Below are 20,622 nucleotides of genomic sequence, written 5' to 3'. Positions count from 1 at the left end.
GCTGTTTCTGTTACCTTTAGGCAAAAAATTTAGGATGAGAAAAATTGTCATCGGTTTTACAATAGCTGTACTATCTATTGTGACCATAGGCGCCATTCAAATGGCAGATAATGCGACAGATATAGAAGAAAAATATAAGGATCCGTCCACCACATTAGTGCCTGGATACCAGATCCACTCGTTGCCCATGCCAGAAAACTTGACCTTTGCCGGCGAGTTGGTACCACTTACAGATCCAGATATACAAGAGCGCTTTGATAACGAGTTGTTGTCCAACGTCTATTTCCAGTCTAACGCGATCAAGCTGATCAAGAAATCAAAGAAATATTTCCCCATCATAGAACCTATCTTGAAAGAGAATGGGGTTCCAGACGATTTTAAATATCTGGCCGTTGCAGAAAGTGCCTTGACCAATGCCGTCTCGCCTGCTGGAGCAAAAGGTTTCTGGCAATTAATGCCAGCCACTGCTCGTGAACTGGGCTTGGAAGTCAATGACAATGTTGATGAACGCTATGACATGGAAAAGTCGACCATTGCGGCGACACAATATTTGAAGGACAGTAAGAAGAACTTTGGTACCTGGACATTAGCGGCAGCTGCTTACAATGCTGGTAATGCCGGTGTGAATAGGGAGCAAAACCGTCAGGAAGCCGAAGAGTATTATGACTTACTTCTCAATCAAGAGACCGCTCGATATGTATTCCGTATACTGGCGCTTAAAACCATTCTTGAAAATCCAGAGAGCTACGGTTTCAATGTAGATCCAGAGCATTATTATACGAACGTGCCCGTCAAGAAGATTAAAGTTGATTATGAGATTGATGATTTGGTCGCTTTCGCGAAAGCGAACAACATCACCTATAAAGTGCTCAAATTGCACAATCCATGGTTGCGTGAAACCAAGCTCAAAAACAAGTCCAGAAAAACATACTACATTTCTATTCCTGAAGAAGGCTATTACAAGTAGATAGTTATGGGATGGTTCCTGAAAAACTGGTTTTTAACCGCGCTTATCATCAATTACATCGTCGCACTAAGTGCGGCGTTTTTCCTAATACGCAATAATCAGAACCCACGAAAGACCTTATCTTCATTACTTTTCCTCATCGCCTTTCCATTTGTGGGACTGGCAATTTACTATTTCTTTGGGCTGGAATACCGCAAATCAAAAATCTTTAAACGCAAGGATCTCAATTCCCACCATCTGGTAGAGAAATGGAACGACCGTTTGTTCATGCACGATTCCAAACTGGAAGAATACGAGGGCAGTTTTCTAGAAGATCGTGTGAAAATGGTGCGATTGCTGGGGCATAATCAAAAATCACCACTCACACTGCACAACGACTTGCAGGTATTGTATAATGGCGAGAATACTTTTGAAGCGATTTTCAAGGCTTTAAAAGAAGCAAAGGACCACATACACCTGGAATACTTCATTTTTAATGATGATAACATAGGTAACCAATTTATCGACCATTTGGTAGATGCAGCGCAGCGCGGTATTGAAGTGAAACTGATTTATGACTCAGTTGGTAGTGACCTTTCCAGAGCTGTCAAAAAGCGAATGACCGAAGCTGGAATCGTTCACCATGCCTTCATGCCGGTACTCTTTTCACGGTTCACCAGAAAGGCTAATTACCGTAACCACCGTAAGATTTGTATCGTTGATGGACACATAGGATTCTTGGGTGGTGTGAATGTAAGTGACGAGTACGTCAACACACCAGATAGGGATCCTTTAGACTACTGGCGCGATACGCACCTGCGTATAGAAGGTCACGCGGTAAAAAGCATGCAAGCTCAATGGTTGCTCAATTGGTTTTTTGTTTGTGATGGAGAATATCACGAGGCAGATGATGAAATTAAGGAAAGTTACTTTCCAGAAATTGATGAGAAGGAAAACAAAGCGGTACAAATTGCTGCCAGTGGTCCAGACACTGACTGGGCAAACATTATGGAAGCCATCTTTGCAGGAATCAACAGCGCCGAAGAATCCATACGCATCACGACACCCTATTTTATTCCCAACGAGGCGATTCTAATCGCCTTGAAAAGTGCCGCCAGATCTGGAATCAATGTAGAGATCATGCTGCCTAGAATAGGAGACAGTTGGGCAGCACGCTACGCTTCCAGATCCTACTTTGAAGAAATCATGGAAAGCGGTATCAAGATCCACTGGTATTGCAAAGGAATGCTGCACGCAAAAACCATGGTGGTAGACAACAAGTTTTTGACCATAGGAACCTGTAATATGGATTACCGTAGCTTTGATATTAATTTTGAGATCAATGCCCTTATTTTTGATGCAGAAACAGCAAAAAGTCTGGACCAGAAATTTGATGAAGATTTAAAAGACTGCCAGACGCTGGATCTAGAAAAGTGGCTAGATCGTTCCAAAACGTATAAATTCAAAGAGTCTTTTTGTAGATTGTGGGCACCATTGTTATAATATGAAATTAGGCAAGATGACATTAGAGATAATATTACTGCTATTGCTTTTAGGCTTGATAGCTGGGTTTTTGAGCGGTAGTGTAGGAGTAGGCGGTGGCGTTGTAATGGTACCGCTGGCGATCTGGTTTTTGGGATATGATCAGTACCAGGCTCAAGGTATGAGCTTAGCAGTACTCGCTGTTCCAGTTACCTTTATTGCGGCTTATACTTATCACAGCAGCGGTCATTATCTGGACTGGCGCTATGCATTGATCATAGCCGTTGCCTTTGTGGTAGGCGGTTATTTTGGATCAAAAATTGCAATTAATCTCAATCAGCAGGTGCTTAAAAAGATCTTCGGATTTGTACTCCTGTTAGTAGCCATAAAAATGATTTTCTTTTCAAGCGCCAAAGCTTGATCCTAAACCTTAAAATAAAAACTATGAAAATGAACCGAATTCTTTTACTTCTTCTATGTTGCGCAATGAGTGTGACCTTGAATGCACAAATAGAATCACCACAGCCCAGCCCTAGTGCCATGGTTGTTCAAACCGTAGGTTTGACAGATGTGACCCTGGAATACTCTAGACCAGCCATGAGAGATCGCGCGATCTTTGGTAGTTTGGTGCCTTACGATCAATTGTGGAGAACAGGTGCTAATGAGAATACCGTCGTAACCTTCTCTGACGATGTCACCGTTGGTGGCGCTAAACTAGCGGCAGGAAGCTATGCATTGTATAGCAAGCCAGGAAAGGACCAATGGGAAATTATTTTCTATGCCAATACAGACAATTGGGGTACACCTCAAGATTGGGATGAGAACCTTGTGGCTGCTAGTGTTATGGCAACTCCAGTAAAAACGGCTAATAAGCAGGAAAACTTCACCATTGAAATCAACAACTTGACCATGAATGGTGCAGATCTTGAGATCAAATGGGATCAAACCATGGTAAGCGTTCCTATGGTCGTTCCTACTGATGAGAAGACCTTGCAAAGCATCAACCGTATTATGTCTGGTCCATCTGCTGGTGACTATTACAGTGCAGCAACTTTTTATATGGAGAGCGGTAAGGACATGAATCAGGCTTATGAGTGGATCAACAAGGCCGTTGAGAAAAACCCAAATGCTTACTGGATGTGGAGAAGCAAGTCCCTAATGGAAGCTCAAATGGGTAATAAGGACAAGGCTATTGCAAGTGCCAAGAAATCGTTAGAGCTAGCTGCTGCCGCACCTAATCCAGATTATGTAAGATTGAACAAGATCTCTCTGGAAGAATGGGGTGTGAAGATGTAAGGATATAAGTTTCGCTTTCGCGAAAGCGAACTCATCAAAAAGCCGTTTCTCAATAGGAAGCGGCTTTTTTAATGCGATAAACCTTAGTTAAAGCCCATTGCAGGAGTACGTTCCAATCTTATTTTTATGCAAAACAATAAGATTATGAAATTTTCAAGAAAAGCAGAAGCACAGTGGCAAGGAACTGGTAAAGAAGGTAAAGGCCACATATCGACAGATAGTAAAGTAATGGTGGATGTGCCATACTCGTTTGGGACAAGATTTGAAGGCGAGCAAAAAGGTACCAACCCAGAAGAATTATTGGGAGCAGCACATGCAGGTTGTTATACCATGCAGTTAAGTTTTTTACTTAATGAAGAAGGTTTTACCGCGACCAAACTACACACTAACGCAAAAGTACATTTCGAAGATGGCGAAATCACGACTGTAGATCTCGATCTTACCGGTGAGGTTCCAGAAATAAGCGCTGATAAATTTGAAGAAATTGCCAACAAGGCAAAAGAAGTTTGTCCAGTGTCCAAGCTATTCAAAGCAAAAGTAAACTTGACTTCAAAGTTGAAATAAATCCATTCTTTTAGAGAATTAAAAATCCGTTACGGTCCTGCCGTAACGGTTTTTTTGTGGAGTAATTTTAAAAAACTACTTGTCTTCCAGAATAGGTTGTGGTTTAAGGGAACTATCACTCCAGCCGGTTTGGATGATCAATGCCAGTGCTATAGTAAGCAAGGCTCCTAAAGGATTCAGCCATAAGAATGGTAGGATCTTAATGCCGTTATCTGCTAGGTCGACAAGGTAGCACGCTACGACCACAGCTTCTGAAATTAATGCAGCGATGAATATCGCTCTTCCCTTGATTTGTTTGAAATAAAAGGCTACGAGGAAAATTCCAAGAATGGTTCCGTAAAATAGGGATCCAATGATGTTTACCAATTGAATCAAATTATCAAACAGCGATACTATACTAGCAAAGGTGATCGCGATAATTCCCCATAACAAGGTGAACCACTTACTTGCCGTTACAAAGTGATCGTCATCCTTGCCGGCGCCTTTAAAACGCTTGTAAATATCAATGGTCGTGGTGGATGATAACGCGTTTAATTCTGATGCTGTAGAAGACATCGCCGCACTGATAATGACTGCCAGCAAGAGACCGATCAGCCCTTTGGGCAAATGGTTGAGAATGAAATTGATGAAGACAAAATCCTTATCGTTGGTTTCTGCGCTAGGGTCTGCTTTGGTAATAAGTTCGCGGGCTTTCTCCCTGTTGAGTTCTTCGGTGTTTCTAAGGTCTTTTAATTCGTTGCTTAAAAGGTTAGACTCTGCAGATGTGCCATTTTCCAAGAGTTTTCCATAAACGATCTGTTTCTCTTGCTTTTCTTGAAGAATACTGGTGTGCGCCTGTTGCAATTCTTTGTAATCGCTGGCATATTCACTTTCTAGAACGGCTTTTTCGGCGGCTGGATTGAAATTAAGTGGTGTAGAATTGAATTGGTAAAACACAAAAACCATCACACCTACCATCAGGATAAAGAATTGCATTGGGACTTTAAGCAAACCATTAAATAGCAAACCTATACGCATTTGCTTCACCGACTTTCCGGATAAATAACGCTGCACTTGTGACTGATCAGTTCCAAAATAACTAAGCATCAAAAAACTCGCGCCAAATAATGCCGTCCATACATTATACCGATCGTCAAGCGAAAAATCAAAATCAAGTATTTTCATTTTGTCCGCGTTGCCGGCCATCGTCAACGCATTATCAAAAGAAACGCTGTCTGGAAGTTGAGTCACAATAAGCACAAATGCCGTTACCATTCCAGCCATGATGACAATCATTTGTTGTTTTTGGGTAACGTTGACGGCTTTGGTACCACCAGAAACCGTGTAGATGATCACCAAAATGCCTATCACAATGTTGAGGTATTTCAGTTCCCAGTTCAATACCGCACTTAAGATGATAGCTGGCGCATAGATGGTGATTCCTGCTGCGAGTCCACGCTGGATCAAGAATAGGATAGAGGCCAGTGATCTGGTTTTGACATCAAACCGCTTTTCCAAAAACTCATAAGCCGTGTACACCTTAAGCTTATGATAAATGGGAATGAACGTGACGCAAATAATGATGACGGCAATGGGCAGTCCAAAGTAAAACTGGACAAACTCCATCCCATCAGTATATGCTTGTCCTGGAGTACTCAAAAAGGTGATAGCGCTTGCTTGTGTAGCCATGACAGATAAGCCTACCGTCCACCAGCGCGCGTCGCCACCTTTGATGTATTGCTCGCTGGTCTGTTTCCCACGAGTTTTATAAACGCCATAAAGCACGATAAATGCTAGGGTAGAGGCAAGTATGAACCAGTCCACCATAGACAGTTCACCCAGGTTTCCTGAAAACCAATCAGCTATTCCCATAAACCGAGCTTAGAATGTAGAATGCCACGGCAAACATCAGGTTAGCGACGATCACCAGCACGTACAAACGGTTCCACTTTTTAGAACTTTTGATCTTGTTTTGTTTCAAGGTTAGGTCTGTTTTTACTCAAACTAATCATGTTTGCCAGCAATTTGTAGGCACCAGCAACACCTGCAGGTAATTCTCTAAAAAGGCTCAAACCGGTGTAGACCACATGGCCGTCACCATAAGGTGCGACCAGCAAACTTCCTTTAGTTTGGGACTCGCCTTTATCATTCATGCCTAGAATGGGCTCAAACGCTGGATCCCATTTTTCTGGGAAATACAGTCCACGTTCTTGGACCCAACCTTCAAAGTCTTGTTGCGTGATTTTGTTAGGTGCGTTCAGAACTTTGTTTTCTGGATATAGGAAGGTTATGGCTGCATTCTCGTCGGTAACTCGCTTTCGCGAAAGCGATATCTCCAACGGTCCTAATGCGTCACTAGGAATACCGCGGTCTGTGTTATACTGCATGACCAGTGTGCCGCCGTTCTTAACGAAGGTATCCAGTCTGTTTTGAAGATTTGCCATGGCTTCTGGCTCCACGTTAAAGGCTCTGATTCCCACGACCACGGCATCGTATTTACTCAAATCAGATGGGACTTCGCTAGGCTCAAATTTAAAAACCTTGCTTCCTATGGCTTCAATGGCCGTGGCAACATCATCGCCTGCGCCGTTGATATATGCAACGGTTTGCGCAAGATTGGAAAGTCCAGGATTGACCAGTTTTGCGGTCGCTGGTCGCACCAGTTGCTGGTCTGGAATGTGGTTGTAATTAATGTTGATGACTTCTTGATCGTATTTTTTATTGCCAGATGTGGCATAAACGGTCACTTCACCTTCCGAAGATTCATTTGGTGCATATACGTAGAATTTATAAGACATGGTCTGTCCTTTGGATATGTTGAAAGAGGCTCTTCTAATTTTATCCTGAAGCCAGTTGGGAGGCGTTTCGGCCAAAATGAACACATTCAACAAATCGTCGTAAGCCTTTATACTGACTGTAATTTCTCTTTTTTCTTTGTCCTTGAAAATGTAAACGGGATTTTCTATAGAAATAGATAGAGCTGGCACCACATGGAAAGGCTCATAGATCTCGCCACGTACACGATCTGTGGTTTTATAAATGACCGGTAAGGACATCCCAATTTTCTGATCGCCAAACGTCAAAATCACTGGAACCTGAAAAGCTGCCGCTGCTTCAGGGATTCCTATCATGTTGGGATCGTCCACCACATACATACCTAGGCTTCCATCTTTTTCTAAATAGTAAGGACTTGTAGGTGCTTGATCGCTAGGGATATTTAGAGTTCCTTCTACCGTGATGGAAGTATTGTTAGAGATAGAACCAGCGGCTTTTTCAAAATAAACCGCTGCATTATTGTTGATCTGGTAATTCAATTTATCTATGGCTCGGTTCGCAAGTTCCAGATTCAATTGGATGGACTCGCCAGACGTGGCATAAGGTTGTGTCACGTACGCTTTGGCATACAGACCAATTAGTTCTTTTATGATCTTGTCAACCTCACCTAACTTGACATTTTTCCAATAACCGTCTGATAATGAACTAATTTCTTTGCGCAATGCGAGCAGATTGTCTAGACTTGATGCTGGATTTTTGAAGTCATAGTTGGACAGGACAGTTTCCCATTGCGACTGTACTTTTTTACCGCCATCTACTCTGGTCCAGGTGGTGTTGATACCAGAAAACGGATCGGTTTTGTCGGTAGGAAAAGATCCTTCCAGAAACTCCAGATATTCGGTGGAAGAACCTCTTGATCCCGATGATCCAAACCCTTGAGATTGATGACGGCTTCGGCTCAATGCGGCGATCTCGCCTACAGAGTAGCCGGTCGAACTGAAATAATCGCCATTATCTATTTGAAGAAGATTTGTTTTGTCCGCTTTCGCGAAAGCGTCCTCGCTACCATAAAACCACCAGCTAGTGTTGAAGAACAAACGCTCTGGCTTCCAGGTGTCGACGTATTTTAATTGTGCAGGAAATGCATTTTTGTCGCTCACCATGTTGAAAGCTTCGACACTTAGAATGGCGCTACTGGTATGATGGCCATGCGTGGTGCCAGCAGTTCTATGATCAAACCTATTGATAATGATGTCTGGTTGAAATTTACGTATCACCCGAACTACGTCTGACAAGACCTCATTTTTATTCCAAATATCCAGTGTTTCTTCAGGATCCTTAGAATATCCAAAGTCATTTGCGCGTGTGAAAAATTGCTCGCCGCCATCGATGTTTCTAGCTTCCAGCAGTTCTTGCGTCCTGATCATTCCCAATTGTTCTCTTAACTCTGGACCTATCAAATTTTGACCACCATCGCCTCGGGTTAATGATAAATAGGCGGTACGCGCCATTTTTTCATTGTCCAGCCAGGCGATCAAACGGGTATTTTCGTCATCTGGATGCGCCGCAATAAATAAGGCAGATCCCAAAAATCCTAACTTTTCAATATGGTGGTAGATTTCTGAACTGCTTACTGGCTCATCACCCAGTCTGTTTTCTTGTGCCACTGTGCCTGCCACAAATAAAAAGGCAAGTAATAGATTAAGAACGTGTTTTTTCATAGATCGTGAAGATAGAATTTTTGGAATTCATCCGAAATAAATATTCCACCGGTCAGTATAATGTTATCTTTAAAATCTAAGCTTTTAAATATGAGGACGATTCTATTGTTTATCCTGCCACTACTTTTTTTATCCTGTTCCGCTGACAATCAGGAGCCTGATGATATTATTTCTAACATGAACGTTTCCTTGAAGACTTCTGAGGATTACTCATATTTTTTAGGCCAAGGAAGTGACGGTAGTGATATCGTAATTTCTAGAAAACCAGAAAACGCCACATTAAGTGAGATTATTGAACGTACTGATCCTAACCAACTCATTTATAAATACACACCTGCAAGCGGATTTACTGGATCTGATTTTGTGGAAATAAGGCATCCCAGAGCCATGTTTGACAACAGTACAGCAGACGGTATGCTAATTTTAAGGATAAATTTTACTGTGGAGTAAAATCAATAAGTTTTACTTAATGGGAATGTTGCGGTGTTTACCACTCAAAATGAGATACAAACCATAGCACATTACTCCAAATGCTACCGTTCCCATAATGAATGCGCCATAGGTGGCACTTATAAATGCAAAGGCAGCGTCTGCTCCATCAGGTAAATTTTGAAGATCGTAGTAGGCAGACCTTGCTAGAACATAGGCAAAGATCCCAAAAACAATCCCACGACTAAACCTACCAAATCTACCTAACAGTAATAGGTATTTATATTGCTTAGGACTTAACTCTTCAGGATTGATCATCTTGTCCATCATTATAGAAAATGAAATCCACCATTCATTCACTGCACTTATGGCAAGTCCTAAGGCTATGATGTAAACCACAATCTTCCCTATGACCGATTGCAATACCATAATCTTCAACTCAGAATCTCCAGAATCGTTCTTACCCAGTAAAATCGTGATGCAGGTCAAGAGCAGGAGACAATATCCTAATGCGTTGATGAGGTAGGCGGCTCTGCGGTATTTGGGTTTGCCGTTGGAACCATCGTAATCGTTGCGGTTGAATGTGAGATAAAATCTGGAAAAAATGTAACCCGATAAACCAATGATGATGATTAAAAGTAAAAACCAGCCCAACTCCAACCTGTAGACCCATTCAATGATCTCTTTTTCGTTTTTTAGAGCATAATTGAGATTGAGTGCTGTGATAAGCGCCATCACACCTATTAAAAAGAAAACGAGTCCTTTAGTGGCAATACCAAATCTGGAAAAACGTCTTGAATTTTTCAATGTTGAGTAGTGGAGTTACTTGAGGCTTAAGAAGGTTCAAGTTACTCAATCTACTGCTATATCAAGCGCTATCGGCTGAAAGTTCGGTAGAACTTAACAATTCGAGAATACCGATTTGAAAAAAGGTTCTTACTGAATAGGAATGTTTCTATATCTGGAACTGGCCAGCAGATAGATGCCGTACAGAGCCAAGCCAAAGGCTACAATACCCAGAAGAATCAGGCCACCTTGTTCTTGCAGAAAAGAAAATGCCTGTTTAGTGCCTCCAGCCATTTGAGCATCAGATTGTGAGGCAGCTTTAAAGAATAAAAACGCTATGATCCCAAATACGATCGCACGGGCCGTAAAACCTGCTTTACCGGCATTAATTAGAAAGGATTGTGCTTTGTGGTCAAGCTCCGCATTTTGAATACGCTTTTTGAACTTGTCAGAATAGGCCCTGTACAATTCATAAATGGCTTTACCGAACAAGATAAATGCAATCAGATAGACCAAAATTGATCCCCAAGATTGATCTAGAGTCATGGAAAGCCATCCTTGCTTTCCAGAACCACCTTGTGAACTATTCAAAATAATTTCAATAGCGGTGTATGCTAACAGCGCATAGGAAACGGCGCTCAAAAAATATCCAATACGTTTCACGGTAGACTTGGCTTCTGAGTCTGAATTACCATCTGGATTCTTAATCACGAGGTACAATCGCCAGAAAACATATCCTGCGATTCCTATGATTGTAATGATCAATAGTATTTTACCGAAGCTTTGACTTGCGATATATTCCAGCGCACCATCGCTTGAGGTGAGATTTTTTCTGGAGTTAAAGGCGGCATAGGCCGTCAATCCTCCTAAAATGGTGTAAATGATTCCTTTGGTCGCGATACCTATACGGGCGAATGTTTCTTTTTTGCTGGAGCTCATGGTGAGAGTTTTGGTCAGTTCTCTCAAAGATCCATAAATTTAATATGCCTCTTCTTACAGAAATCACAATCTAAAAAAGACGCTTCGCTAGTATTAAAACAGCAAGTGCTTTCTAATTGATAATTTGAGATAGAATTTCCCATAATTCATCGTGCATCACGATGGGAATTTCAGCGTCATCTGGATTGCCTCCTAATCGAACCAGAACTAGATTCTCACTGGGTACCACATCAATGATTTGACCATTTTTCCCTAAAGCGCTGAACATATCATCAGGAGCATTTAAAGTCACTGGCCGATTGACAGCGACTGTTGAAGAAGGAAAAACAGTCTCGCCATTGCCATTCAACCACCATAGAAAACCGTATGACGGATTTTGATTTTGTGAGGTTTGTGTCATTTGCGAGAAATAAGTTTCAGTAAGTATTTGTTGATCGTCCCAAGTTCCTCGAGCTAGATTGAACAGGCCAAAACGTGCCGCATCTCTGGCAGTACTGAAATACACATTGTTTTGATCCAATTCTCGCCAGGTACCCGACATACCAATTTGATTTTCAAGCCATTCATCGGTTAATTGGTTATAGCTAGCATTTCCAGCAATAGAAATCACCTCGTGCAACAAAGAACTGAGGTAAAAAACAAGCTATTTCCTAATTTAAATTAGCCCATAAGTTTCCCTTCCAAAGATTTGATGACCCTTTGGATATGTATTTCTCTCTAAAGTGAGACCTTTTAGGCTACTCGACTCACGTATGCCGGATCGAAAGGCAGGCCACTCTTACCTATCGCAAAGGCCTGTCTGAGCAGTTTGTTCCCAACAGCTATCAAAGCCAGTTTCTTGCTCTTGCCCTTTGCCGTGATGCGCTCATACATTGCCTTGCATCCTGGATTGTGCTTACAGGCGTTAAAGGCGCACATGAACATCAAATTGCGCAGCCTCCTGTTGCCCATCTTGCTGATCCTGCTGCGACCTCTCACGCTACTGCCCGATTCACGTATCACCGGACTCATCCCGGCATAGCTGATGAGCTGTGAGGCCGTTTGAAAACGGGAAAAGCCATCGGTCAGTGCCAAAAGATAGATAGCCGTGCGGTCTCCTATTCCAGGGATGCTGCACAGATGGGCCTTTTGATTGCCGTAGAGCATCTTGACCAGATCTGCCAATTCGTTTTCCAGCACTTGTATCTGTTGATCCATATGCGTAATGCTGCACTGTAGGCTCTTGACCAATACCTCGGATGGCTCACCAAGGGTCTTCTCACCGTGTAGCTTATTCTTCAGCATCGTACGCTGCTTCAGGTACACCTCCAGCATACTACAGGTCTGAAGCATTGCTTTGGATTCCACACTCTTATTCTGATAAATGGCGACCTTTTCCTGTAGGCCATAGCTGCGTATCATCTCTGCATCGCTCTTGTCCGTCTTTACACGCTTCAATCTCATCTGGATAAAACGCTTTACCGACAGAGGATTGAGAAGGGATGACGGTACTCCAAAACCATTCAGGAACTCAAGTAACAAAACGTGGTAATATCCCGTTGCCTCCATGACCACCAGGTCCGTATCGTACAGACCCTCCAGAAACCTATGGAACCCATCATCGTTGTTACTGAAACGTTCATGTCCATAACGCTCACTAAAGACATCAAAGTGGTCCTTGCTGATGTCTACTCCAAAGACTTCTGTATATTTATCCATAATAAATAGTTTTATGAAAGGACGATTCTACAGACATTACAACAACTTAAAAACGAGATCTCAAGTCTCATAGAACTGAACGTAGTACTGTAGAAAAAGGGAAGTGGTAATCAATGTTGACGAAGTCCAATGCTTCAAAGAACTGAGGTAAAAAACAAGCTATTTCCTAATTTAAATTAGCCCATAAGTTTCCCTTCCAAAGATTTGATGACCCTTTGGATATGTATTTCTCTCTAAAGTGAGACCTTTTAGGCTACTCGACTCACGTATGCCGGATCGAAAGGCAGGCCACTCTTACCTATCGCAAAGGCCTGTCTGAGCAGTTTGTTCCCAACAGCTATCAAAGCCAGTTTCTTGCTCTTGCCCTTTGCCGTGATGCGCTCATACATTGCCTTGCATCCTGGATTGTGCTTACAGGCGTTAAAGGCGCACATGAACATCAAATTGCGCAGCCTCCTGTTGCCCATCTTGCTGATCCTGCTGCGACCTCTCACGCTACTGCCCGATTCACGTATCACCGGACTCATCCCGGCATAGCTGATGAGCTGTGAGGCCGTTTGAAAACGGGAAAAGCCATCGGTCAGTGCCAAAAGATAGATAGCCGTGCGGTCTCCTATTCCAGGGATGCTGCACAGATGGGCCTTTTGATTGCCGTAGAGCATCTTGACCAGATCTGCCAATTCGTTTTCCAGCACTTGTATCTGTTGATCCATATGCGTAATGCTGCACTGTAGGCTCTTGACCAATACCTCGGATGGCTCACCAAGGGTCTTCTCACCGTGTAGCTTATTCTTCAGCATCGTACGCTGCTTCAGGTACACCTCCAGCATACTACAGGTCTGAAGCATTGCTTTGGATTCCACACTCTTATTCTGATAAATGGCGACCTTTTCCTGTAGGCCATAGCTGCGTATCATCTCTGCATCGCTCTTGTCCGTCTTTACACGCTTCAATCTCATCTGGATAAAACGCTTTACCGACAGAGGATTGAGAAGGGATGACGGTACTCCAAAACCATTCAGGAACTCAAGTAACAAAACGTGGTAATATCCCGTTGCCTCCATGACCACCAGGTCCGTATCGTACAGACCCTCCAGAAACCTATGGAACCCATCATCGTTGTTACTGAAACGTTCATGTCCATAACGCTCACTAAAGACATCAAAGTGGTCCTTGCTGATGTCTACTCCAAAGACTTCTGTATATTTATCCATAATAAATAGTTTTATGAAAGGACGATTCTACAGACATTACAACAACTTAAAAACGAGATCTCAAGTCTCATAGAACTGAACGTAGTACTGTAGAAAAAGGGAAGTGGTAATCAATGTTGACGAAGTCCAATGCTTCAATGTATATCTGTACCTTAACCTTCCCTTTTGTTCTTTCTGTTTGATTTTAAAAATAAAGAGAATACAAGATTAAGATGTATATGGCGCATTGTAGTAATACCACTCAGTTGCTGGATCTGATTTGTAGTTGAGACAAGCTGGATCTGTACAACTCAGATTGCCATTGGTAAAATCCAGTCCAGTATTCATGGATAATTGATTCCTGATAGAAATACGGCTTTCCTGACCAGCCGGCATGGAGGTCCATCCAACGCCTAAGTAGTCTTGCGTAGCATCATCAACGGATAAAAGTCCTTTGTCTTGCGCAATTCCCGTAAGAACACTGGTCAAGGATTTTCCGGCACTGGCCCAATACCATTGCGAATTAGAATCAAAATCAAAACGTTCCAGAAGATCTTTTCCCCAATATTTTTCACTAACTATTTTACCATCTTTAAGTAAAATAAATGCTCTGGTGTCATTGTTTTCCAGAAAAGAATACAATTCTGCTAGTTTAGACTCGTCCCAGCCCAAGCTGGCTGGAGTTGTGGTTTCCCATGTCCTATCATCAATTGGCGGGAAATAAAGCACTGCATCATCAGGTCGTGATGGCTCAACCGTCTCAGGATCAGAGCAGGAAATGGTCAAGAAAACGAGAAGTAGGGCTGGCAATAATTTCATGAAACTAAGATCATAAAAACTTGCGAAAGTTTAAAACATCATTAGTAAGCGCAACGCTATCGTTTTCGTAATTTTGCACCACCTAAAATACGAAATTCGCAATGCAAGATCAAACGCCATATATCCCAGTAAATAAAGTACGTATCGTTACTGCCGCCAGTCTTTTTGACGGTCATGACGCTGCAATTAATATCATGCGTCGCATCATACAATCCACGGGTTGTGAAGTGATTCACTTGGGCCACGATAGAAGTGTGGAAGAAGTGGTCAATACAGCCATTCAAGAAGATGCCAATGGGATCGCCATGACTTCTTACCAAGGTGGTCACAACGAATATTTCAAGTATATGCGTGATTTGCTGTTAGAAAAGGGCGCTGGCCACATCAAGATTTTTGGCGGCGGCGGCGGCGTGATCCTGCCGTCAGAAATTGAGGAATTGATGGAGTATGGTATCACGCGCATCTATTCGCCAGACGATGGTCGTGCCATGGGCTTGCAGGGAATGATCAATGATCTTGTGAAGCAGTGTGATGTTCCTGTTCCCGCTTTCGCGAAAGCGAACTTAAACGGAGAATTATTGCAAAACCACGTGCCCACGATTGCAAGACTCATATCGCTGGCCGAAAACAGGCATGAGGACTTCGTAAAACATTTTAACGAAGCTGATAAAACCGAAAAACAAGCACCTGTCCTGGGAATCACGGGAACTGGTGGTGCGGGAAAATCATCATTAGTAGACGAGTTGATACGTCGTTTTCTCATCGATTTCCCTGAAAAAAATATTGGTGTGATATCTGTAGATCCATCAAAGCGCAAGACTGGTGGCGCCTTGTTGGGCGATAGAATACGCATGAACGCGATCAATAACGATCGTGTTTATATGCGATCGCTGGCGACACGCCAGTCCAACCTAGCGCTTTCTAAACACGTGCAGGAAGCTGTTGACGTCTTAAAGGCGGCCAACTATGATTTGATCATCCTTGAAACCAGCGGTATAGGACAAAGCGATACTGAAATATTGGAACACAGCGATGTGTCTCTATATGTAATGACACCAGAGTTTGGTGCGGCGACACAACTGGAGAAAATCGATATGCTCGACTTTGCAGATGTCGTAGCGATCAACAAATTTGACAAACGTGGATCACTAGATGCCTTGCGCGATGTAAAAAAACAGTACCAGCGCAACCACAACCTTTGGGAAGCAGACCCTGAAACTTTGCCTGTTTATGGCACCATCGCAAGCCAGTTCAACGATCCTGGAATGAATGCGTTGTACGAGGCGTTGATGACTGAGGTCACCGAGAAAACCGGAGCCGATTTCAGCTCTACAAACGAACTTAATAAAGCACAAAGTGAAAAAATCTTTGTGATTCCACCATCGAGAACACGCTACCTAAGCGAGATTGCAGAGAGTAACAGGTCTTACGATCAAACCGCCGAAGTTCAATCTAAAGTTGCCCAAAAGCTATTTGGTATTTATCAAACGATAATTACGCTAGTTGAACAAAATGAAAATGTCAGTTCGAGCGGCAGTCGAGAACAGTTCATTACAGAAAAAGGTTTAAATGAAGAAGAGATCCTGAAACAAGTTCAGGATGACAAAGAATTCATAGAATTGCTCATCGCCCAATTCAACAAAACGTTAAAAGACCTGGATCCCTACAATTGGGAAATCATCACGACTTGGGATGAGAAAGTAAATAAGTACAAGCAGCCTATTTATGAGTTCCAGGTAAGAGACAAGGTTATCAAGATTGAAACGCATACAGAGTCACTTTCCCATAAAATGATTCCTAAAGTAGCGTTGCCTAAATACACTGCTTGGGGCGATATTTTAAAATGGTGTCTGCAGGAAAATGTGCCTGGAGAATTTCCATATACCGCAGGATTGTATCCGTTTAAGAGAACAGGAGAAGATCCTACCAGAATGTTTGCTGGTGAAGGTGGACCAGAACGTACCAACAAACGTTTTCACTATGTGAGTCTTGGGATGCCGGCAAAACGTTTGAGTACCGCATTTGATAGTGTGACATTGTATGGTAACGACCCAGGATTGCGTCCAGATATTTATGGTAAGATCGGTAATGCTGGTGTAAGTATTTGCTGTCTGGACGATGCTAAAAAATTGTATTCAGGTTTTGACCTGTCGCACGCCATGACATCGGTTTCTATGACTATCAACGGTCCAGCGCCTATGTTGTTAGGATTCTTTATGAATGCTGCGATTGATCAAAATTGTGAACGTTTCATTACAGAAAATGGGCTAGGCGACAAAGTAGAAGCAAAGCTTAAAGAAATCTATGATGACAATAATGTTGAAAGGCCTTCTTATTTAAACGCTCAAGGCGAAAAGGTGTATTCCAAAAATGGCCAGGTGGACACCAGCAAACTTCCAGAAGGGAATGATGGTCTTGGTCTGATGCTTTTGGGTCTGACGGGCGACCAGATATTAGAACCAGCAGATTATGCAAAAATCAAAGCTGAAACGCTGGCGCAAGTACGCGGTACCGTTCAAGCTGATATCCTAAAGGAAGATCAGGCACAAAACACATGTATCTTCTCCACTGAATTTGCCCTGCGATTGATGGGTGACGTTCAAGAATACTTTATTGAAGAAAAAGTACGCAACTTCTACAGCGTTTCTATATCTGGATATCACATTGCAGAGGCTGGAGCAAACCCTATTACGCAACTTGCTTTTACACTAGCAAATGGATTTACTTATGTAGAATACTACTTGAGTCGCGGTATGGACATCAATAAATTTGGTCCCAACTTGAGTTTCTTCTTTTCTAACGGTATCGATCCAGAGTATTCTGTCATCGGTCGTGTGGCGAGAAAGATTTGGGCTAAAGCCATGAAGAACAAATACGGCGCTAATGAGCGTGCGCAAATGTTGAAATATCACATTCAAACCAGTGGTAGATCACTTCACGCACAAGAGATTGATTTCAATGATATCCGTACAACGTTGCAAGCATTGTATGCGATTAATGACAATTGTAATTCATTGCATACCAACGCGTATGACGAGGCGATCACCACACCAACTGAAGAGTCGGTAAGACGTGCGATGGCCATTCAGTTGATTATCAACAAGGAATTAGGACTTGCCAAAAACGAAAACCCTATTCAAGGCGCCTTTATCATTGAAGAATTGACAGAACTGGTTGAGGCCGCCGTTCTAGAGGAATTTGACCGCATCACAGAACGTGGTGGCGTGCTTGGTGCCATGGAAACCATGTATCAACGCAGCAAGATCCAGGAAGAGTCCATGCATTACGAGATGTTGAAGCATACTGGGGAGTTCCCGATCATAGGAGTGAACACGTTCTTAAGCTCAAAAGGTAGTCCAACGGTCCTACCAGCTGAGGTCATTAGAGCAACGGAAGAAGAGAAACAGGCTCAAATTGCTACTAAGGATAATTTGCATTCCGCTTTCGCGAAAGCGCAACAAGAACAACTTTCCAACATTCAACAAGCTGCCGTCGAACAAGGAAATATTTTTGAACACTTGATGGAAGCCACCAAAATCTGTACGCTAGGCCAGATCACTGAAGCTTTGTTTGAGGTAGGTGGACAGTATAGGAGGAATATGTAGAATGCACTATAAGCTAATCAAAAAGCGCAAACTATGGTTTGCGCTTTTTTTTGAATATGACTTTAAGGTTCAATTATTTGAACTTGTCTTAGTTATCTGCATTGTAAACAGATTACTTTTAGAGTCCGTAGGATAGTCCAACACTTATAGCTTGATTGCCTACATTTCCCACAAATCGATCTCCAAAAAGATTATAGGGCGTGAAATAATAGTTGACCTCTAATCCTATGTAACTGTACCTAAATGCAAACACCTTGATACCAAAACCTGCCTGGAGGAAAATGGTTTCGCTACCGTATAATTTGTCATTACTGTCCTCAGGAACATTTTCTTTTTCGGTATCTGTGGATATGAAGCTTAAACCAGTTCCTAGTCTAGCTTCTAAAAAAGTACGATCGCCCAATTTTTCTACCCGATTCAAACTAGCGCCCCAATGACCAGATATGGAGTTGAGCCTACCAGAGACGATGGAATCTTGACCGACAATGGATATTTGCGAACTTGATTGTGGGAAGAAAAAAGTTAGGTTTGGGTCGATCCTCCATTTATCGTTTAGTGGTATCCCACCAACGATGCTTAGCGTTGGACTGATGTCAATATTCCGTTTCAGTTCTTTCAGTGGAATATACATTCCAGTCTCGATTCTAATAACTGGTCCCAGATCCTTTTGTTCAGGACTGTTTTGTGCTTTTCCCACCACGGAAAGCAGTAATGCAACTATGATGAATGTTGTGGCTCTCATCTCAGTTGGATTGAATTCTTGCAAAATTATAAGCCGTAGAATAGCATCGTCCATCGCCCAATAACAATAGTATGGCTCCGCCGCTATAGCTGTTGTTTTGTAGAATCAGATTATTATCATGGTCAATGCCTATTCTAGATTTTGTGCCAGAGCAACCGCCCAATATATAAGGTATGCCATAGCAATCCACTGGATTGTTCTTAAAATGAAACATTCCTTTTTTGGAAATTTTGCCATTGATGATGGATGAATCTATGTTTTCACCGTTTTTGATCAATGTTGTTTTTAAAGTATTTTGATCAATGGCCCGTATCCTGATTTGATATTTTTCAACCGAATCATTTGTGGCAACCATTCTAAGATTAATGTTTAAAAGATCATTGGAAGCCACGGCACAGGAATCAATGGTCCCGTCGCTACGGTAGATTTGTGTTGCCTTCAAATGATATAAGCCATCAAGTCTTGAGACATCATTTGAAGAAAGCGGGTTTTTGTAATAGGCGATAGAGTTTTCATTGTAGGCTCCGCAGCTGGCGAGCACAATTAGTGAGAATAATAACAGAGTAGTTTTCATAATGAAAGATTTATGTCAACAAATAAACTGCGATATTCACATCTACATCACTTGATTAAATCAAAATATATTTAATATTTTGCGATTATCACAAAATAGGGTTATTATGCTTTTTACCAGAATATTTGAAATGATCCCTAAAGGATCTTCGCTCAACGAGGAGATAGCGACAGTATTAGGAATTAGCTATGATGCTGCGCACCGTCGTATCAGTGGTAAAAGCAAGTTATCACTGGATGAAGCCCTGCAACTTTCTGCGCATTATGGTTTGTCTCTTGATGCCTTACAGGAGAATGCCGCACAGAACATCGTAGCGGTACACAAAACCCAATCGATATCTAGTGTAAATGATCTCCAACAATACTTTGAAACATCTACTCAATATATCCAGCAAATCGCAGCAACTGGCGATTCTCGTCTGTTTTATGCGGCAAAGGATATTCCCTTGTTTCATTTTATGGATGGTAGCGCGTTGTGTAGGTTCAAGATCTACGTATGGATGCGTTTGCTTTCAACAGAGTTTGACCATACACCATTTGATAAATTCCATCTATCCATTGACCTTTCTAATGCGATAAAAAACTTGGGCAAGTTATACGACCAGATTCCCAAAGCAGAAATCTGGGACACCACGACGTTCAACAGTACTTTGAAACAGATTCAGTTTTATCTCGATGCAGAATTAATGAATGCAGATAAAGCCTTGCAGCTATGCGATGAGCTTGAGCACGTTCTCCAAGAGTCAAAATCCAAAGTTACATCCTTAAATAACGATTATCAGCTTTATCACAATGAGTTGCTCCTTATGAACAACACTGTTCTAATCAAGAACAAACATCAAATGGGTTTCTTCATTCCATTCACGTTTCTTTCTTACCTATTAGCTACCGACATTAATACCTGCCAGCAGGCAGAAGCTTATTTGAACAAACAACTTTCTCATTCCAGATTAATTAACACCGCCGGCGAGAGATCCAGAAATATCTTTTTTAGCAAAATCTCTAAAAAGATAGACTCACTAAAAGCATTGATTACCGCGAGAAATGTTTTGGATTTTGAGTAACTCTTACCTTT

General features: G+C 42.1%; 18 protein-coding genes. 8 read left to right on the top strand and 10 right to left on the bottom strand.

The genetic code is table 11. From position 1 onward, the window contains the following. Positions 1-34 precede the first annotated feature (34 nt). From BST86_RS06990 to BST86_RS06970, 5 genes are all read left to right on the top strand, one after another. The gene (locus BST86_RS06990; protein WP_105982636.1) at positions 35-967 is read left to right on the top strand and encodes a lytic transglycosylase domain-containing protein; all 933 of its coding nucleotides are present in this window, start codon (positions 35-37) and stop codon (positions 965-967) included. A 6-nt stretch (positions 968-973) separates the two neighbouring features. Continuing rightward, a complete protein-coding gene (gene cls / locus BST86_RS06985) occupies positions 974-2,449 on the top strand; it encodes a cardiolipin synthase (RefSeq protein ID WP_105982635.1) in 1,476 nt (491 codons plus the stop codon). Between the two features lie 16 nt (positions 2,450-2,465). Next, a complete protein-coding gene (locus tag BST86_RS06980; RefSeq protein ID WP_055413766.1) occupies positions 2,466-2,849 on the top strand; it encodes a sulfite exporter TauE/SafE family protein in 384 nt (127 codons plus the stop codon). A 29-nt stretch (positions 2,850-2,878) separates the two neighbouring features. Then, positions 2,879-3,724 carry a DUF2911 domain-containing protein gene (locus tag BST86_RS06975; RefSeq protein ID WP_055413765.1) on the top strand — a complete coding sequence of 282 codons (846 nt, stop codon included), beginning with the start codon at positions 2,879-2,881 and terminating at the stop codon, positions 3,722-3,724. Between the two features lie 144 nt (positions 3,725-3,868). Next, entirely contained in the window at positions 3,869-4,288 is a 420-nt protein-coding gene (locus tag BST86_RS06970; RefSeq protein ID WP_055413099.1) for an OsmC family protein, read from the top strand. A 75-nt stretch (positions 4,289-4,363) separates the two neighbouring features. Here BST86_RS06970 and BST86_RS06965 read toward each other — a convergent pair whose 3' ends face one another. Both BST86_RS06965 and BST86_RS06960 read right to left on the bottom strand, forming a co-directional pair. Then, positions 4,364-6,139 carry a sodium:solute symporter family protein gene (locus BST86_RS06965; RefSeq protein ID WP_242446485.1) on the bottom strand — a complete coding sequence of 592 codons (1,776 nt, stop codon included), beginning with the start codon at positions 6,137-6,139 and terminating at the stop codon, positions 4,364-4,366. A gap of 80 nt (positions 6,140-6,219) precedes the next feature. Beyond that, positions 6,220-8,763 carry a PIG-L family deacetylase gene (locus tag BST86_RS06960; RefSeq protein ID WP_105982634.1) on the bottom strand — a complete coding sequence of 848 codons (2,544 nt, stop codon included), beginning with the start codon at positions 8,761-8,763 and terminating at the stop codon, positions 6,220-6,222. 90 nt (positions 8,764-8,853) lie between these two features. Between BST86_RS06960 and BST86_RS06955 the strand changes: the two genes are divergently transcribed. After that, positions 8,854-9,213 carry a hypothetical protein gene (locus BST86_RS06955; RefSeq protein WP_105982633.1) on the top strand — a complete coding sequence of 120 codons (360 nt, stop codon included), beginning with the start codon at positions 8,854-8,856 and terminating at the stop codon, positions 9,211-9,213. A gap of 12 nt (positions 9,214-9,225) precedes the next feature. On the opposite strand, the gene BST86_RS06950 is transcribed toward BST86_RS06955, so the two are convergent. The 6 genes from BST86_RS06950 to BST86_RS06925 form a co-directional block, all read right to left on the bottom strand. Beyond that, positions 9,226-9,999, bottom strand: a complete 774-nt coding sequence (locus tag BST86_RS06950) for a DUF1206 domain-containing protein (protein WP_105982632.1) — start codon at positions 9,997-9,999, stop codon at positions 9,226-9,228. 129 nt (positions 10,000-10,128) lie between these two features. Next, positions 10,129-10,917 (bottom strand): DUF1206 domain-containing protein, encoded by a 789-nt coding sequence (locus tag BST86_RS06945; protein ID WP_105982631.1) that lies wholly within the window; start codon positions 10,915-10,917, stop codon positions 10,129-10,131. A gap of 112 nt (positions 10,918-11,029) precedes the next feature. Continuing rightward, positions 11,030-11,458 carry a serine hydrolase domain-containing protein gene (locus tag BST86_RS06940; protein ID WP_172443325.1) on the bottom strand — a complete coding sequence of 143 codons (429 nt, stop codon included), beginning with the start codon at positions 11,456-11,458 and terminating at the stop codon, positions 11,030-11,032. 191 nt (positions 11,459-11,649) lie between these two features. After that, positions 11,650-12,615, bottom strand: coding sequence for an IS110 family RNA-guided transposase (locus BST86_RS06935; protein ID WP_105981876.1), 966 nt, complete (start codon positions 12,613-12,615; stop codon positions 11,650-11,652). Between the two features lie 248 nt (positions 12,616-12,863). Beyond that, entirely contained in the window at positions 12,864-13,829 is a 966-nt protein-coding gene (locus BST86_RS06930; protein ID WP_105981876.1) for an IS110 family RNA-guided transposase, read from the bottom strand. Between the two features lie 207 nt (positions 13,830-14,036). Then, a complete protein-coding gene (locus tag BST86_RS06925) occupies positions 14,037-14,627 on the bottom strand; it encodes a serine hydrolase (RefSeq protein ID WP_105982629.1) in 591 nt (196 codons plus the stop codon). 101 nt (positions 14,628-14,728) lie between these two features. Here BST86_RS06925 and BST86_RS06920 point away from each other — a divergent pair, with 101 nt between their 5' ends. After that, positions 14,729-18,232 (top strand): methylmalonyl-CoA mutase family protein, encoded by a 3,504-nt coding sequence (locus tag BST86_RS06920; protein ID WP_105982628.1) that lies wholly within the window; start codon positions 14,729-14,731, stop codon positions 18,230-18,232. Between the two features lie 118 nt (positions 18,233-18,350). Here the strand turns inward: BST86_RS06920 and BST86_RS06915 are convergent, their stop codons facing one another. Together BST86_RS06915 and BST86_RS06910 are read right to left on the bottom strand one after the other, a co-directional pair. Then, complete coding sequence (locus BST86_RS06915; RefSeq protein WP_105982627.1) at positions 18,351-18,974, bottom strand: hypothetical protein; 624 nt, start codon at positions 18,972-18,974, stop codon at positions 18,351-18,353. A gap of 1 nt (position 18,975) precedes the next feature. Then, positions 18,976-19,548: a hypothetical protein gene (locus BST86_RS06910; protein WP_105982626.1), complete on the bottom strand. Its 573-nt coding sequence runs from the start codon at positions 19,546-19,548 to the stop codon at positions 18,976-18,978. 106 nt (positions 19,549-19,654) lie between these two features. Between BST86_RS06910 and BST86_RS06905 the strand changes: the two genes are divergently transcribed. Further along, the gene (locus BST86_RS06905) at positions 19,655-20,611 is read left to right on the top strand and encodes a helix-turn-helix domain-containing protein (RefSeq protein WP_105982625.1); all 957 of its coding nucleotides are present in this window, start codon (positions 19,655-19,657) and stop codon (positions 20,609-20,611) included. Positions 20,612-20,622: the final 11 nt, after the last annotated feature.

It is taken from the genome of Nonlabens agnitus, assembly GCF_002994045.1.
GTDB classification, from domain to species: Bacteria; Bacteroidota; Bacteroidia; order Flavobacteriales; family Flavobacteriaceae; genus Nonlabens; species Nonlabens agnitus.
This window is presented reverse-complemented; position numbering and strand designations above follow the sequence as displayed.